Here is a 16,992-nt window from a genome sequence, read left to right on the forward strand (position 1 = left end):
TCAGACATAGCGAATCCTCGGGTCCAGGACCGCGTAAAGCAGGTCGACGAGCAGGTTGGCGGCCAGGAAGACGATCACCAGGATCGTCACGAAGCCGACGACGGTCGGCGGATTCTGCCGCAGGATGCCCTGGTAGAGCTGGTAGCCGACGCCGTGGATGTTGTAGATCCGCTCGGTGACGATGGCGCCGCCCATGAGCGCGCCGAGGTCGGTGCCGAGGAAGGTCACCACGGGTATCAGCGAGTTGCGCAGCAGGTGGACGGTGACCACGCGGCGCTTGGGCAGGCCCTTGGCCACGGCCGTGCGCAGGTAGTCCGCGCGGGAGTTCTCCGCGACCGAGGTACGGGTCAGCCGGGCCACATAGGCGAGCGAGACACCGGCCAGGACGAGTCCCGGCAGGATCAGGTCACCGATCGGGGCGCCCTCGGCGACCGCCGGATTGGCCAGGCCCCACTTCACGCCCACGAAGTACTGGAGCAGGAAGGCGGTCACGAAGGTCGGAATGGACACGACGAGCAGCGTGAACGCGAGCACGCCCGAGTCCGCGAACCGTCCGCGCCGCAGCCCGGCCAGCAGGCCGAGCCCGATGCCGACGACCGCCTCGATCGCGAAGGCGACCATGGTCAGCCGGATGGTGACCGGGAAGGCCGTGCCCATCAGCTCGGTGACCGGCTGCCCGGTGGCGGCGGTACCGAAGTTGCCGCTGAGGATCTGCCACATGTAGTGCCCGTACTGCGCGGGCAGCGAGTGGTCCAGATACAGGTCGTGCCTGATCTGGTTCGCCGTGGCGGGGTCGGGCGCCCGGTCGCCGAACATGGCGGCCACCGGGTCGCCGAGCGCGTAGACCATGACGAAGATCAAAAAGGTGGTTCCGATGAAGACCGGAACCATCTGGAGCAGTCGTCGAATGACGTAGCGCCCCATCTGTCCTCCAGGGATCGGGGCAGACGTGAGCCGGGGCTTGTGACCCCGGCCGACCTCCGCACCGCGAGCGGTTGCTGTCAGTTCCCCCCGAACGCGCGCCCGCCACGGGGTGCCATGGCGGGCGCGCTTACCGCATCAGGTCAGTTGTTGACCGTGATGTCGGTGAAGACGGGGACACTGAAGGCGTTCTCCGTCACGTTGGACACCCGGGACGACCAGCCGGCGCCACCGTTCTGGTACCAGAGCGGGATGACGGGCATGTCCTTCATCAGGATCTTCTCGGCGTCCTGGTAGAACCCGATCGCCTTGGCGGTGTCCGGCTCCGAGTTCGCCTGCTTGATCAGCGAGTCGAACTGCGGGTTGCTGTAGTGCGAGTCGTTCGAGCTGGCGCCCGTCACGTACAGCGGCGTCAGGAAGTTGTCGATCAGCGGGTAGTCCATCTGCCAGCCGGAGCGGAACGGCTGGGTCATCTCACCCTTGGTGATCTGGTTGCGGAAGTCCGCGAACGTGCCGGTGGGGGCGCCGACGCACGCCTTGTTGTTGCCCACCACGTTGTTGATGCTGTTGCAGACCGCGTCGACCCACTGCTTGTGCGAGCCGGTGTCGGCGTTGTACCCGATGGTCATGTGACCGCCGGGAATGCCGCCGCCCTCCTGGATGAGCTGCTTCGCCTTGACCGGGTCGTACGTGACCGACTCGCCGCCGACGGAGTCGCTGTAACCGCCGGCCGCGCCCAGCACCGGGGAGGTGAGGTCGGTGGCCGGGGTGCGGGTGCCCTGGAAGATCTTCTCGGTGATGGTCTTCCGGTCGATCGCCATGGACAGGCCCTGGCGGACCTTCTCCATGCCGGGGGCGCTCCACGCCTTCTGGTTCAGCGGGAAGGAGACCGTCTGGATGATGCCGGCCGGCTGGTTGAGGTAGCGGCCGCCGAGGTCCGACTTCACGTGGCTGAGCTGCTCGGCCGGAACGTCGTCCAGGACGTCCAGGTTGCCCGCCTGGAGGTCGGCGTAGGCGGTGTTGCTGTCGGTGTAGACCTTCAGCAGCACGCCCTTGTTCTTCGGCTTGCTCGGGCCCGTGTAGTTCGGGTTCGGGACCAGCTTCATGCTGGAGCCCTTGCTGTACGAGTCGATCATGTACGGGCCGTCGCCGACCGGCTTGTTCAGGTAGCCGGCGTGGTCGGTGAAGAACGACTTCGGCAGCGGCGCGAACGCCTTGTAGCCGAGGCGGTCGGGCCACGTGGAGAACTTCTGGGTGAGCTTGACGGTGAAGGTGGTGTCGTCCACGACCTTCAGACCCGACATGGTCTTCGCGGTCGGGGCGGCGCCCTCCTTGTCGGGGTGCACCGCGGCGTAGCCGTCGATGTCCGCGAAGAAGTACGCGTTGAGCTGCTTGTTCGTCAGCAGCGCGCCGTAGTTCCAGGCGTCGACGAACGAGTTGGCGGTCACCGGGGTGCCGTCGGAGAACTTCAGGCCCTGCTTGATCTTGATGGTGAAGTTCTGCTGGTCGGTCGTGGTGATCGAGTCAGCGGCCTCAAGGTTGGCCTTCCCCGTCTTGGGGTCGTACTCCTTGAGGTTCATGAAGATCATGTCCAGGACCTTGCCGCCCTGGACCTCGTTGGTGTTCGCCGGCTCCAGGGGGTTCTGGGGGTCTCCCCACCACGCCCTGACGATGCCGTCGTTGGAACCGCCGGCCTTGTTGTCCGAATCACCGGAACCGCAGGCGGTTGCCGCGAGGGCGACGACTGCCGCGCCTATGACCCACTTGGCGCTCTTGGCACCGCGCATGGGTTTGCCTCCTCAGGAGTCACTGTCGATACGTGAAAGGAAGGCCGGTCGCCGCTGACACTCCTGACACCCCTGACAGGAGAAGGGCCTGGCCTTCCGTGCTCGTGAGTCGGCGCTCCCCATCAGCGCGTGACCCATTGACCCGAGCTCAACTTCGTCCACTATCGGGCACGTTTGAGGTCGCTCGGAACAGGGTCTGGTTTCGCTTCGGTCACGATGGGCAGAGGAGCCTGCTCAAAATTCGGACAATCTGGAACGTACACAGACAGGTTCGAAACGGACAGTGTGATCTTTCTTACGCCGCTGAGCGGAGATGAACGTCCGGATAACGGACAGTGCGAAAAACCCAAAAGGGGCGCGGAGAGCGCGTGACCGGTCCCCGCCGTCCGGCGGCGGAGTCTGGTCGCGCGGCTCCCCGCGCCCCTACGGGCGCTGCGCGGTCAGCGCTTGGCCCGAGCGGCCGAGCGTCCCCGCTCCTTCTGGTCCAGGACGACCTTGCGGATGCGGACCGTCTCCGGGGTCACCTCGATGCACTCGTCCTCGCGGCAGAACTCCAGCGACTGCTCCAGCGAGAGCTTGCGCGGCGGCACCACGTTCTCGGTGTTGTCCGCGGACGCGGCGCGCATGTTGGTGAGCTTCTTCTCCTTGGTGATGTTCACGTCCATGTCGTCGGACCGCGAGTTCTCACCGATGATCATGCCCTCGTAGACCTCCGTGGTCGCCTCGACGAAGATCACGCCGCGCTCCTGGAGGTTGATCATGGCGAACGGCGTCACGACACCGGCGCGGTCGGCCACCAGGGAGCCGTTGTTACGGGTCCGCAGGTCGCCGAACCACGGCTCGTGGCCCTCGAAGATGCTGTGCGCGATGCCGGTGCCGCGGGTGTCGGTGAGGAATTCCGTACGGAAGCCGATCAGGCCGCGGGCCGGGACGACGAACTCCATACGGACCCAGCCGGAGCCGTGGTTCGTCATGGTCTCCATGCGGCCCTTGCGGGTCGCCATGAGCTGGGTGATCGCGCCCAGGTACTCCTCGGGGCAGTCCACCGTCATCCGCTCGACCGGCTCGTGGACCTTGCCGTCGATCACCTTGGTGACCACCTGCGGCTTGCCGACGGTCAGCTCGAAGCCCTCGCGGCGCATCTGCTCGACCAGGATGGCCAGCGCCAGCTCGCCGCGGCCCTGGACCTCCCAGGCGTCGGGGCGCTCGGTGGGCAGCACGCGGAGCGAGACGTTGCCGATCAGCTCCCGGTCGAGGCGGTCCTTGACCTGGCGGGCGGTGACCTTGTGGCCCTTGCCGCCCTTGCCGACCAGCGGCGAGGTGTTCGTACCGATGGTCATCGAGATCGCGGGCTCGTCGACCGTGATGAGCGGCAGCGCGACCGGGTTCTCCAGGTCGGCCAGCGTCTCGCCGATGGTGATCTCCGGAATACCGGCCACCGCGCAGATGTCGCCGGGGCCCGCCATCTCGGCGGGCTTGCGGGTCAGCGCCTCGGTCATCAGCAGTTCGGTGATCTTGACCTGGCTGACCGAGCCGTCGCGCTTCATCCACGCGACCTGCTGGCCCTTGCGCAGCTCGCCCTCCTCCACCCGGAGCAGGGCGATACGGCCGAGGAAGTTGTCCGCGTCGAGGTTGGTGACGTGCGCCTGGAGCGGCGCGCCCTCGGTGTACGTGGGGGCCGGGACGGTGGACAGGATCGTGGAGAAGAACGGCTCCAGGCTGTCGCTGTCGGCCGGAACCGTGCCGTTCTCCGGCTTGGTCAGCGAGGCGATGCCGTCCCGCGCGCACGCGTAGACGATCGGGAACTCGATCTGGTCCTCGGTGGCGTCCAGGTCCAGGAACAGGTCGTACGTCTCGTTGACGACCTCGTCGATCCGGGAGTCGGGGCGGTCCGTCTTGTTCACGCAGAGGATGACCGGCAGGTTCGCCGACAGCGCCTTGCGGAGCACGAAACGGGTCTGCGGCAGCGGGCCCTCGGAGGCGTCCACCAGCAGCACGACCGCGTCGACCATGGACAAGCCGCGCTCTACCTCGCCGCCGAAGTCGGCGTGGCCCGGGGTGTCGATGATGTTGATCGTGATGACATCGCCACCGCCCTTGGGGTGGTACTTCACGGCGGTGTTCTTCGCGAGAATGGTGATGCCCTTCTCGCGCTCCAGGTCGTTGGAGTCCATCATCCGATCGTCGAGATGCTGGTGGGCGGCGAATGCGCCGGCCTGCTTGAGCATCGCGTCGACGAGGGTCGTCTTGCCGTGGTCGACGTGGGCGACGATGGCGACGTTACGAATATCGTGGCGCGTGGACATGCTGCGGCGCTTCTCCCGGAATCGTGGATGGACGTCGCGTTCCTCGTTGACGCGCTCGCCTGCCGGGCAAGGTCACGCCGCGGCCTTACCCCATGGTACGGGCCCCAACCCCCCTCGGCCGCCGATGGCTGGCTTCAGAGGGGATTTGGGGCCCGTAATCGCACGGTTTTCCGCGACCGCGCGCGCCTACTTGCGGAAGCCGAGGTTCTGGTAGTCGGGGGTCTGGAAGCCGAAGGCGCCCGCGTTGGCGACGGTGGTGCGCAGCGCGACCAGGCCGGGGCGCTGGTAGAGCGGGATGGAACCGGCCGCGGCCCAGATCCGGGCGTCGGCCTTGGAGGTCAGGTCGCGGGCCGCGGAGGTGTCCAGCTCGCCGCCCGCCCGGTCCAGGAGCTGGTCGATCTGGTCGGTGCCGACCCGCGTGTAGTTCTGCGCCACGGTCAGCGAGCCGTCTGGCGCGGGCACCGGCTTGGCGAAGATCGGGGTGTCGTCGGTGGCCGGGTAGGCCGTGCCGGGCCAGGAGTAGAGCGCCAGGTCGAAGTCGCCCGAGGCGATGTGGTCCTGGAAGTAGCTGTCGCCCGCGACCTTGGTGATCTCGGTGCGGATGCCGATGCCGGAGAGCATCGAGGCGATCCGGGTGCCGACGTCGTCCAGCGTCGGGGAGTCCGCCGGGAGCACGAAGCGCATGGTGAGCTGCTTGCCCGCCTTGCTCACGGCGGCTGCGGGCTCCACGACGGTGACGGCGCCGGAGGCCGCGGTACGGCCTGGGCCGCCGGCCGCCTGGTCGCCGGTCTTGGCGTTGCTGCGCGTCCAGCCCGCGTCGGCCAGCAGCGCCTGGGCCTGCTGCACGTCGTTGGTGCCGAGCGCCGAGCTGTTGTCGCGGTAGCCGTCCTGCGAGGGCAGCACCAGGTGGTTGCCGAGCGCCTCGTCGGGCAGCCCGAGCGGCTTGAGCACGGCGGTGGCGATGGCCTTGCGGTCGATGGCGCGGGCCACGGCGTGCCGGATGCGCTCGTCGGCCAGCGGTCCCGTACTGCCGTTGATGGCGAGCTGCGCGTACGCGGCGTCGGGCGCCTTCCGTACGGCCAGGCCCTTGGTCCCGGTCACGGCGGTGACCGCGCCGGGGTCGATCTCGGCCAGGTCGAGGGTGCCCGCGGCGAGTGCGGCGGGGCGCTTGTCCACCGGCACGGCGGTGAGCACGATCCGGTCGAGCTTGGCGGGCTCGCCCCACCACGCCTTGTTGCGGTCCAGCGTGACGGTGCCCTTCTTGGTGTCCACGGCCTCGACCGCGAAGGGGCCCGCGACGACCGGCAGCTTGGTGCGCACGCCGTCGTTGAAGGTGTCCGCGTCACTGGTCACCGACTTCGGGTACAGCGGGCTGAACAGCGACTTCCAGTCCGCGTACGGGCTGGCGAAGGTGACGTCGACCTGCTGGGCGTCCTTGCCCTGCCGGACGTCGGAGATCCGGTCGTAACCGGCGTTGCGGGCCGTCCAGAAGGCGCTGTTCTTGCCGTTCAGCGCCTTCCACTGGGCGACGAAGTCGGCCGCGCCGACCGCCTGGCCGTCGCTCCACTTCGCCTTGGGGTTCAGGTGGTACGTGACCACCTGGCGCGGTGACTGCGCGACGTCCGCGCTCGCCAGGAAGTCGCTGTCGGCCCGCGGGGAGCCGTGGCCGTCGAGCCGGTACATCGCCGGGAGGGTGGCCCCCGCGATCGTCAGCGTGTCGGCGTCCGCGTCCGCCTGGTACGCGTTCAGCGTGCGGGGCAGCTCATCGGTCGCCCAGCGCAGCGTGCCGCCGTCGCGGACGCCCGCGCGCGAGACGGTCGCGATGTCGGTGCCCGCCGTCCCGGCGGCGCCGCCGCCCGAGGAGCAGGCGGTCAGGGTCATGGCCGCCCCGGCGGTCAGCGCCACGGCGGCGCGCAATACGGGTGGGTTCGCGCTGCGGTTCATGGATCGGACACCTCCGGCGGCCCGGCATAGACCGGGGACATACTCATTTGGCCTGATTTCCGGGTAATCACTTCCCAGTGGAGGGGACGAGGAGCGGCTCTCCGCCCCGACACGACCGCAATGCCCCGCTCTTCCACCCGGACGGCCCCTTGGCGCGGGGGGCGGCCCATGAGGGGCGCGGGGGACTGCGCGGGGTGGCCGGGCGGGCGGCGCGCCCGGAGACCGGCGAACCGCCCCGGAGGGGAATTGGTGCACGCGTCTTCCCAACCGAAGGTGTGACGCGCGACACTTCCAGGCGCGGCAGCGTCATCAACCGCATCACCCCCGCACGGCGGAGAAGGTGAGGCATCCGTATGTCCCTGCAAGACGATCTGACGTCGGTCACCCGGCGGCTCGACGATTTGATGCGCTGCGTCGGGCGGCTGGACGAGCACGTGGGCGACAGCCTGGACATGCGCAGGGTGCGGGCCGACGCGGCCCATCTGCGGGAGAGCCTGGCTCTGCTGCACGAGGCCGTCCCGACGACCGCGGGCATCCGCAAGGTCGAGATGGTGACGATCCCGGACGCGCCGTACGACCGCGGCCTGTGGGCCGACGCGGAGGACGAGGGGCTGGGCTCGCCGCACCGGCACGCGCCGTAGCGCGCGGCACCGGCCCGCGGCGGCCGTACCACCCCCGCACCCCTCGGCGCCCGCACCCGGCGGCGTCCCCTCCCCCGTTCCTTCGGAGTCCTCCTTGGCCACCGGAACCACCCCCTCCCCCACCGCGCGCCGCGGCGTCCTGACGCCGGGGCGCGCGGCCATTTCCGAACGGCATCTGCGGACCGACCGGTGGTGGGTGCCACCGCTGGTCACCGCGCTCGGCCTGGCGGCCTTCGTCGTCTACTCGACCTGGCGGGCCTTCGCCAACAGCCACTACTACGCGGCGCCCTACGTCTCGCCGTTCTACTCGCCGTGCCTGGCGTCGAACTGCGCGGACATGAAGGGCGGCGCCAACTGGCCACTGTTCGGCGACTGGTGGGGCCTGTCACCGGCCCTGCTGGTGCTGGTCTTCCCGCTCGGCTTCCGGCTGACCTGCTACTACTACCGCAAGGCGTACTACCGGGGCTTCTGGGCCTCGCCGCCCGCCTGCGCGGTCGCCGAACCGCACGCGAAGTACACCGGCGAGACGCGGCTGCCGCTGATCCTGCAGAACGTGCACCGCTACTTCTTCTACTTCGCGCTGCCGGTGGCGGGCATCCTCACCTACGACACGGTGCTCGGCTTCCGCGACGAGCACGACCGCTGGGGCCACATGGGTCTGGGCACGGTCGTCCTGCTCGTGAACATCATCCTGATCTGGGCGTACACGCTGTCGTGCCACTCGTGTCGGCACATCATGGGCGGCAAGCTCAGGCACTTCTCCGCGCACCCGGTGCGCTACCGCCTCTGGGGCTGGGTCGGCGTCCTCAACGGCCGTCACATGCTGCTCGCCTGGTCGTCCCTGATCAGCGTCGGCCTCACCGACCTCTACATCTATCTGGTCTCCAGCGGCGTATTCGACGATCCGAGGTTCTTCTGAGATGACACAAGTCGAACGGCACGCGTACGACGTGGTCGTGGTCGGCGCGGGCGGCGCCGGGCTGCGGGCCGCGATCGAGGCCCGGGAGCGGGGCATGCGTACCGCCGTGATCTGCAAGTCGCTGTTCGGCAAGGCCCATACGGTGATGGCCGAGGGCGGCATCGCGGCCAGCATGGGCAACGTCAACTCCGGTGACAACTGGCAGGTGCACTTCCGCGACACCATGCGCGGCGGGAAGTTCCTCAACCACTGGCGGATGGCGGAGCTGCACGCCAAGGAGGCTCCCGACCGGGTCTGGGAGCTGGAGACCTGGGGCGCGCTGTTCGACCGCACCCCCGACGGCAAGATCTCGCAGCGCAACTTCGGCGGCCACGAGTACCCGCGGCTGGCACACGTCGGCGACCGTACGGGCCTTGAGCTGATCCGCACCCTCCAGCAGAAGATCGTCTCGCTCCAGCAGGAGGACTTCGCGGAGACCGGCGACTACGAGTCGCGGCTGAAGGTCTTCCAGGAGTGCACGGTCACCCGCGTGCTCAAGCAGGACGACAAGGTCGCGGGCGTCTTCGGTTACGTGCGCGAGTCCGGGCGGCTGTTCGTGATCGACACGCCCGCGGTGGTGCTGGCGACCGGCGGCATCGGCAAGTCCTTCAAGGTGACGTCCAACTCCTGGGAGTACACCGGCGACGGGCACGCGCTGGCGCTGCTGGCCGGGGCGCCGCTGATCAACATGGAGTTCATCCAGTTCCACCCGACGGGCATGGTCTGGCCGCCGTCGGTGAAGGGCATCCTGGTCACCGAGTCGGTGCGCGGCGACGGCGGGGTGCTGCGCAACAGCGACGGCAAGCGGTTCATGTTCGACTACGTGCCGGATGTCTTCAAGGAGAAGTACGCGCAGTCCGAGGAGGAGGCCGACGGCTGGTACTCCGCCCCTGACACCCACCGCCGACCGCCGGAGCTGCTGCCCCGCGACGAGGTGGCGCGCGCGATCAACTCCGAGGTGAAGGCCGGGCGCGGCACCCCGCACGGCGGCGTCTTCCTCGATGTGTCGACGCGGCTGCCCGCCGAGGAGATCAAGCGGCGGCTGCCGTCGATGCACCACCAGTTCAAGGAGCTGGCGGACGTCGACATCACCGCGGAGCCGATGGAGGTCGGCCCGACCTGTCACTACATGATGGGCGGCGTCGACGTGGACCCGGACACGGCCGCGGCGCGCGGGGTGCCGGGGCTCTACGCGGCGGGCGAGGTCGCGGGCGGCATGCACGGCTCCAACCGGCTGGGCGGCAACTCGCTCTCCGACCTGCTGGTCTTCGGCCGCAGGGCCGGGCTGCACGCGGCGCGGTACGCGGCCTCGTTCGTCGAGGGCGCGCGTCCCGTCGTACCCGAGGAGCAGATCGACACCGCGGCGGCCGAGGCGCTGCGGCCGTTCAGCGCGGAAGACGCGGACGCGGCGGAGGCCGCCGGGGGTGCGCAGGCGGGCGGGGCGCGGCCCGCGGAGAACCCGTACACCCTGCACCAGGAGCTCCAGCAGGTGATGAACGACCTGGTGGGCATCATCCGGCGCGGTCCCGAGATGGAGGACGCGCTGAACCGGCTGACCGGGCTGCGGGCCAGGTCGCGGCGGGCGGGCGTCGAGGGGCACCGGCAGTTCAATCCCGGCTGGCACCTGGCGATCGACCTGCGGAACATGCTGCTGGTCAGCGAGTGCGTGGCGCGTGCCGCGCTGGAGCGGACCGAGAGCCGCGGCGGCCACACCCGCGACGACCATCCGGAGATGGACCGCGCCTGGCGCAAGGTCAATCTGGTCTGCGAGCTGACCGACCCCACCGGGGGCCTGGCGGCCACCGACCCCGACCACGGCCAGATCGGTCTGCGCCGGCGCGCGACGGACCCGATCCGGGGCGACCTGCTCGACCTCTTCGACAGGGACGAGCTGCTCAAATACCTGACGGACGAGGAGCTCGACGGGTGAGTTACGAAGCGCACTTCAAGGTGTGGCGCGGTGACGCCGAGGGCGGCGAGCTGCGCGACTACCAGGTCGAGGTCAACGACGGCGAGGTCGTGCTCGACATCATCCACCGCCTCCAGGCCACCCAGGCGGGCGACCTGGCGGTCCGCTGGAACTGCAAGGCGGGCAAGTGCGGGTCGTGCAGCGCGGAGGTCAACGGACGGCCGCGGCTGATGTGCATGACCCGCATGTCGGTCTTCGCACCGGAGGAGACGATCACGGTCACCCCGATGCGGACCTTCCCCGTCGTGCGCGACCTGGTCACCGATGTCTCCTTCAACTACGACAAGGCCCGGCAGGTCCCGGCCTTCGTGCCGCCGAAGGGGGTCGCGGCCGGGGAGTACCGGATGCAGCAGGTCGACGTGGAGCGCTCGCAGGAGTTCCGCAAGTGCATCGAGTGCTTCCTGTGCCAGGACACCTGTCACGTGGTGCGCGACCACGAGGAGAACAAGACGTCGTTCGCCGGGCCGCGTTTCCTGATGCGGATCGCGGAGCTGGACATGCATCCGCTGGACGCGGCCTCCGAGGCCGGTCTGACCCGCGCCTCGTCCGCGCAGGAGGACCACGGGCTCGGCTACTGCAACATCACCAAGTGCTGCACCGAGGTGTGCCCCGAGCACATCAAGATCACCGACAACGCGCTGATCCCGCTCAAGGAGCGGGCGGTGGACCGTAAGTACGATCCGCTGATCTGGCTGGGCAACAAGATCCGCCGCCGCGGCGAGTAGTCCCCCCTCTCCGCTGCCTGCCCGCCTGCCCCGCACGGGGCGGGCAGGCAGGGGGAGCAGGCGGGCTGGCGGGCTGGCGGGAACGGAACTCCGAGTCGCGCTCCGGACACACCGGACATAGCCTCCGAAAAGGAGCACGCGGCAAGCGGCCGTGGCGCGGCGAAGGGCGCGGTACGCATGCGGCGACTCGCGGGAATCGTTGCGGCGCTCGGCGCCCTGATGCTGCTGTCCGGCGCGCCGTCGGCACGGGCGGACGACCCGATCACGCTGTCCAGGTCCGGCCAGATAACCGACAAGGTCGGCGCACTGGGCGACCGGAAGCCGCAGGTCGTCACGGCGCTGGACGGCCTCTACCAGAAGCAGCGCGTCCAGCTCTTCGTGGCGTACGTCCGCACCTTCTCCGGCCGCGCTCCGCAGGACTGGGCGAACGCGACCGCGACCAAGAACGGCCTGGGCCAGCGGGACGTCCTGCTGGCGGTGGCCACCCACGACCGGCAGTACGCGGTCTCCGCCGACCAGGACTCCGGCCTGACCGCGGCCCAGCTCAACGAGGTCAGCAGCCAGGCCGTCGAGCCCGCGCTGCGGCAGAACGACTGGGCGGGCGCCGCGATCGGCGCGGCCACCGGCTACGACGCGGTCCTCAGCGGCCTTCCGGTGACCGTCCCCTCGATCACCCCCGGCACCGCGGACCCGGGCGGCAGCGGGGCGCCCCCGGGCGACTCCGCGGCCGACCTGTGGATTCCGGTGGTGGCCGTCGGCGCCGCGGGCGCGGTCGGGGTGTGGGCGTTCCGCAGGAAGCGCGGCCCGCGGCAGCCCGCCCGACCGGCGCCCGGCGAGCGCGGCTGGGGCGCCCCGCAGCCGACCCCGCTGCCCGAGCTGGACTCGCAGGCCAAGCACCTGCTGGTGGAGACCGACGACGCGGTCCGCACCAGCCAGGAGGACGTGGGCTTCGCGGCGGCGCAGTTCGGCGAGGAGGCCGCGCGGCCGTTCGCCGAGGCCGTCGAGTACGCCAAGACCGAGCTGACCGCGGCCTTCCGGCTGCGGCAGCAGCTCGACGACGCGATACCCGAGGACGACGCGACCCGCCGGCAGATGCTGGACGAGATCCTGTCCCGCTGCACCCAGGCCAACCGGCGGCTGGACGCGGAGTCCGAGGCGTTCGACCGGCTGCGCGCCCTGGAGGCGAACGCGCCGGAGGTGCTGGAGCAGGCCGAGGCGAAGGCGGCGGCGCTGCCGAGCCGGATCGACACCGCCGAGGCGTCCCTGGCGCCGCTGGCCCAGAAGTACGCGGACGCCGCGCTCGACCCCGTCACCGGCCACCCGGCAGAGGCCAGGGACCGGCTGGAGTTCGCCCACGCCAGCCTCGTACAGGCCAGGGCCGCCGTCGGCACCGACCACGGCAAGGTCGCCGTGTACGTACGGGCCGCCGAGGGCGCGCTGGACCAGGCGGTCATGCTCACCGACTCCGTCACCCGAAGGGCCCAGGAGCTGGCGGAGGCCGACGGGAAGCTGCGGGACGCGCTGACCGAGGCCGACACCGACCTCGCCGAGGCCCGCGGCCTGCTCGGCGGCACCGCCGCCGGGGTCTCCACCGCCGACCTCCAGGGCAGGATCGCCCGCGCCGAGACGGTCGTGGCCGACGTACGGCAGGAGCTGGCGGCGGGGCGCTACGACCCGATCGCCGGGCTGCGGCGGGTCGAGGAGGCGGACGCGGCGCTGGACGAGGCGCTGGCCGGGGCCCGCGAGCGGGAGGTCAGCGAGCAGCGGGCGCGCGGGCTGCTGGACCAGGCGCTGCTGGGGGCGCGCAGCGAGGTGGCCGCCGCCCGCGACATGGTCACCACCAACCGCGGCGCGGTCGGCAGCCAGGCCCGTACCCGGCTCACCGAGGCGGAACGGCGGCTCCAGCAGGCCGAGGCGCTGGCCGGTTCCGACGCGGCGGGCGCGCTGGCGCACGCACAGGAGGCGGACCGGCTGGCCCGGCAGGCGCAGGACGCGGCCCGGCGGGACGTCGGCGGGTACGGCGGGGGCTTCGGCGGACCCGGCGGCCGGCGCTCCGGCGGCGGCATGGGCGGCGCGGTGCTCGGCGGGATCATCCTCGGCGAGATCCTCGGCGGCGGGCGCGGCCGGGGCGGCGGCGGCTTCGGCGGGGGCTTCGGGGGCGGCGGCTCGGGGCCCGGCAGCTTCGGCGGCGGCCAGACCCGCGGCCGGATGGGCGGCGGCGGCCGCTTCTGAACTCCCCTGACCCTCCTTCTATCCGCCCCCTTCCTTTCCGGCCCCCCTACTTTCCGGCCCCACTTTCCGGCCCTTTCCGGCCCTTTCTGGCTCACGGATACGGACACGCAAGGAGTACGACCATGACGAAGCAGACCGTCCTCGGCCGGGTGACCCAGCTCGCCAAGGCCAACATCAACGCCCTCCTCGACCAGGCCGAGGACCCGCAGAAGATGATGGACCAGCTCATCAGGGACTACACCACCAACATCCGCGAGGCCGAGGAGGCGGTGGCCACCACCATCGGCAATCTGCGGCTGATGGAGCAGGACCACGCCGAGGACGTCGCGGCGGCCAAGGAGTGGGGCGACAAGGCGCTGGCGGCCAGCAAGAAGGCCGACGAGCAGCGCGCCTCGGGCAACGCCGCGGAGGCCGACCGCTTCGACAACCTCGCCAAGATCGCGCTGGGCCGTCAGCTCCAGTCCGAGAAGGAGGCGCGGACGGCCGAGCCGACGATCGCCTCGCAGAACGAGATCGTGAGCAAGCTCAAGTCCGGCCTGGACTCGATGAAGGCCAAGCTGGGCGAACTCCAGGGCAAGCGCGACTCGTTGGTGGCGCGCGCGAAGTCCGCGCAGGCGCAGAACCAGATGATGGACGCGGTCAAGAACATCGACGTGCTCGACCCGACCAGCGAGCTGGGCCACTTCGAGGACAAGGTGCGGCGCGAGGAGGCCAGGGCCAAGGGCAAGGAGGAGCTGGCCGCGTCCTCGCTCGACGCGCAGTTCGAGTCGCTGGACGCGCTCGGCGACAGCGCGGAGATCGACGCGCGACTGGCCAAGCTCAAGGACCGCGCGGCCTGACCGCCGAGGGCCGTCCGCCTGCCGCGCGCGGCAGGCGCTAGAACATGCTCAGCAGTTCGTCCACCGAAGGACCGCTGGAGTGGGACTGCTCGCCGGGAAGGGCGAGTTCGAACCAGACGGTCTTGCCGCGGTGGGTACGGCGGCTGCCCCAGCTCTCGCTGAGCATGGTGACCAGTTGCAGGCCGCGCCCGCCCTCGTCGGTGTCACGGGCGCGGCGGCGGCGCGGCTGCACCAGGGCGCTGTCCCACACCTCGCACACCAGGGTGCGGTCCAGCAGCAGCCGCAGTCGTATGTCGCCGTAGCCGTGCCGCAGCGCGTTGGTGACCAGCTCGCTGACCAGCAGTTCCGTGGTGTCGACCAGGTCGCCGAGCCCCCAGCTCAGCAGTTGCTCGCGGGCCAGCTCGCGGGCCCTGGCCACCGACGTGGGGCGCGGTTCCAGCGTCCAGTCGCCGACCTGCTCCGCGGGCAGACCGCGGATTCTGGCCATCAGCAGGGCGATGTCGTCCTCGCCGTGCGCGGTGTCCAGGGTGGCCAGCACGTGGTCGCAGATGTCCTCGAGCGGCCTCGGCGGCCCGGCCAGCGAGTCCCGGAAGGCGTCGAGGCCCTCGTCCAGCGGGTGGTTGCGGGACTCCACGAGACCGTCGGTGTACAGGGCGAGCAGCGCGCCCTCGTTCAGCTCGACCTCGATCTCCTCGAACGGCTCGCCGCCGACGCCCAGCGGCACTCCCCTGGGCACTTCGAGCAGCAGCGGCGACTCGCCCGACTCCACGACGACCGGCGGCAGATGGCCCGCGTTGGCGATCGTGCAGCGCCGGGTGACCGCGTCGTAGACCACGTAGATACAGGTGGCCAGGTAGACCTCGGACAGGTCGGCGCCGCCGCGGTCCTTGGCCCGGCGGGTGCGGCCCTGGTTCGGGGAGCCGAGGCCGTTGGCCACCTCGTCCAACGCGCCCAGCACTTCGGCGGGTTCGAGGTCGAGCGCGGCCAGGGTCCGTACGGCGGTGCGCAGTTCGCCCATCGCGACGGCGGCGCGCAGGCCGCGGCCCATCACGTCGCCGACCACCAACGCGGTGCGGTGGCCCGGCAGTTCGATGACGTCGAACCAGTCGCCGCCGACCTCGGTCTCCATGCTGCCCGGCAGGTAGCGGCAGGCGATGTCGAGGCCCGCGGCCTCGGGGTCGTCGGGGGGCAGCAGGCTGCGCTGGAGGATCAGCGCGCGCTCGTGCTCACGCCGGTAGAGCCGGGCGTTGTCGATGAACACCGCGGCGCGGGCGGCCAGTTCCTCGGCGAGCATCCGGTCGCGGTCCACGAACGGCTCGCTGCCCTTGGCGCGGGAGAACTGCACCAGCCCCAGTACGGTGTCGCGGGCGACCATCGGCACCACGAGCGTGGACTGCACGAGGGTGCCGCCGAGGTCGGGCCCCCCATCGCCGTCGATCACCTGCGGCTGCGCGGTGCGCAGCGCCCGCGCGCTGGCGGAGCTGAAGCGGTAGCGGTGCACGGCGCCGACCGCGACCGGGCCGTCCGCCACATCGTCGTCGTCCCCGGCCATCGCTATCGGCGCGTCCGACACGGAACTGGCGAACGCCACCCGGCGCACGTCCCCGCTGCCGTCGGTGGTGCCGGTCAGATCCTCGGCGCCGGACAGCAGGGCCTGGTAGAGGTCGACGGAGGCGATGTCGCAGAAGTGCGGGACGGCGACGTCCAGCAGTTCGCGCGCGGTGGTCTCCAGGTCGAGCGAGGTGCCGATACGGGCGCCCGCCTCGTTGAGCAGCGCGAGATTGCGGCGGGCGTGCGCGGCCTCGCGCTCGGCTCGCTGACGTCCGGTGACGTCCATCGCGAGTCCCGCGACGCCGATCGGCCGCCCGGTGCCGCTGTGCAGCCGGTACAGCGACATCGACCAGCGCCGCCGCCCCGGATCGCCGGGCACGGTGCCGACCAGCGGCATGTCCAGGACGGGCTCGCCGGTCTCCAGCACCTGGCGCAGCGCGGCGCTGAGCCGGTCGGCCTCGACGCGGGAGAGGAAGTCGTGCGGGCCGCGGCCGTGGTTCTCCTCGGCCTCACGGCCGAAGACGGTCGCGAAGCGCTCGTTGACCCGGATCAGCCGCAGGCTGGTGTCGAAGAGCACGAAGCCCATCGGCGACTGCCCGAACACCGCCTGGGAGGCGGCCAGATCGGTCTCGATCTGGCGCAGCGTGGCGACGTCGACCGCGATGCACAGCGCGCCGTGGTCGGCGGGCATCACGTAGACCTCGGCCAGGCCCTGGCCGCCCGAGGCGTCCCGGTACGGCACGAGTCCGGTCCACTCGTGGCCGTCGAGGATCTCCGCGAGGCGCTCGTGCGCGCGCTCGCGTACGTGCTCGGGCGCGAAGGCGTTCACCGGGTCGCGGCCGAGCGCGCGTTCTGCCGGTACGCCGAAGAACTGCGCGGCCCGCGCGCTCCACTGGTCGATCCGGCCGTCACCGTCGAGCGAGAACGACGCCACGCGTATGTAGTCGTAGAGCGAACCGGGCGGACTCGACTGCCAGACCGCGTCGACCGCGTCCGTGTCGTCTCGGGGCGGTACCGCCCTCGCTGGCATGTCGCTCACTCGCCCGACCCCTCCAGCTCAGCACACATGGACCGGTTGGAGCCGAGTATTCAGCATGAGGACCGTCCAGCACACGGTCT

Annotated in this window: 11 protein-coding genes; 6 read left to right on the forward strand and 5 right to left on the reverse strand. The window is 70.7% G+C overall.

What is annotated here, in order from left to right; translation table 11 throughout:
• From ACZ4EF_RS24415 to ACZ4EF_RS24430, 4 genes are all read right to left on the reverse strand, one after another.
• Complete coding sequence (locus ACZ4EF_RS24415; protein ID WP_188285682.1) at nt 1-924, reverse strand: ABC transporter permease; 924 nt, start codon at nt 922-924, stop codon at nt 1-3.
• Between the two features lie 140 nt (nt 925-1,064).
• Nucleotides 1,065-2,708, reverse strand: coding sequence for a peptide ABC transporter substrate-binding protein (locus tag ACZ4EF_RS24420; protein ID WP_391049267.1), 1,644 nt, complete (start codon nt 2,706-2,708; stop codon nt 1,065-1,067).
• 440 nt (nt 2,709-3,148) lie between these two features.
• On the reverse strand, nt 3,149-5,014 hold the full coding sequence (gene typA, locus ACZ4EF_RS24425) for a translational GTPase TypA (protein WP_391161664.1): 1,866 nt from the start codon (nt 5,012-5,014) through the stop codon (nt 3,149-3,151).
• A 186-nt stretch (nt 5,015-5,200) separates the two neighbouring features.
• Nucleotides 5,201-6,958, reverse strand: coding sequence for an ABC transporter family substrate-binding protein (locus tag ACZ4EF_RS24430; RefSeq protein ID WP_355348288.1), 1,758 nt, complete (start codon nt 6,956-6,958; stop codon nt 5,201-5,203).
• 353 nt (nt 6,959-7,311) lie between these two features.
• On the opposite strand from ACZ4EF_RS24430, the gene ACZ4EF_RS24435 reads away from it, so the two are divergent.
• The 6 genes from ACZ4EF_RS24435 (at nt 7,312) to ACZ4EF_RS24460 (ending at nt 14,322) form a co-directional block, all read left to right on the forward strand.
• Nucleotides 7,312-7,599, forward strand: coding sequence for a hypothetical protein (locus ACZ4EF_RS24435; RefSeq protein ID WP_355348291.1), 288 nt, complete (start codon nt 7,312-7,314; stop codon nt 7,597-7,599).
• Nucleotides 7,600-7,693: 94 nt separating this feature from the next.
• Nucleotides 7,694-8,518, forward strand: coding sequence for a hypothetical protein (locus ACZ4EF_RS24440; RefSeq protein WP_355348294.1), 825 nt, complete (start codon nt 7,694-7,696; stop codon nt 8,516-8,518).
• A gap of 1 nt (nt 8,519) precedes the next feature.
• Nucleotides 8,520-10,487, forward strand: coding sequence for a fumarate reductase/succinate dehydrogenase flavoprotein subunit (locus tag ACZ4EF_RS24445; RefSeq protein WP_355348296.1), 1,968 nt, complete (start codon nt 8,520-8,522; stop codon nt 10,485-10,487).
• Nucleotides 10,484-11,251 (forward strand): succinate dehydrogenase/fumarate reductase iron-sulfur subunit, encoded by a 768-nt coding sequence (locus ACZ4EF_RS24450; RefSeq protein ID WP_355348299.1) that lies wholly within the window; start codon nt 10,484-10,486, stop codon nt 11,249-11,251. Before ACZ4EF_RS24445 ends, ACZ4EF_RS24450 begins: the two co-directional genes overlap by 4 nt.
• Before the next feature lie 177 nt (nt 11,252-11,428).
• Nucleotides 11,429-13,483, forward strand: coding sequence for a TPM domain-containing protein (locus ACZ4EF_RS24455; protein ID WP_391049260.1), 2,055 nt, complete (start codon nt 11,429-11,431; stop codon nt 13,481-13,483).
• A 122-nt stretch (nt 13,484-13,605) separates the two neighbouring features.
• The gene (locus tag ACZ4EF_RS24460; protein ID WP_467506390.1) at nt 13,606-14,322 is read left to right on the forward strand and encodes a PspA/IM30 family protein; all 717 of its coding nucleotides are present in this window, start codon (nt 13,606-13,608) and stop codon (nt 14,320-14,322) included.
• Nucleotides 14,323-14,359: 37 nt separating this feature from the next.
• Here ACZ4EF_RS24460 and ACZ4EF_RS24465 read toward each other — a convergent pair whose 3' ends face one another.
• The gene (locus ACZ4EF_RS24465; RefSeq protein WP_391161743.1) at nt 14,360-16,903 is read right to left on the reverse strand and encodes a SpoIIE family protein phosphatase; all 2,544 of its coding nucleotides are present in this window, start codon (nt 16,901-16,903) and stop codon (nt 14,360-14,362) included.
• Between the last annotated feature and the right edge of the window lie 89 nt (nt 16,904-16,992).

This window comes from Streptomyces sp. NPDC025721 (genome assembly GCF_055558595.1).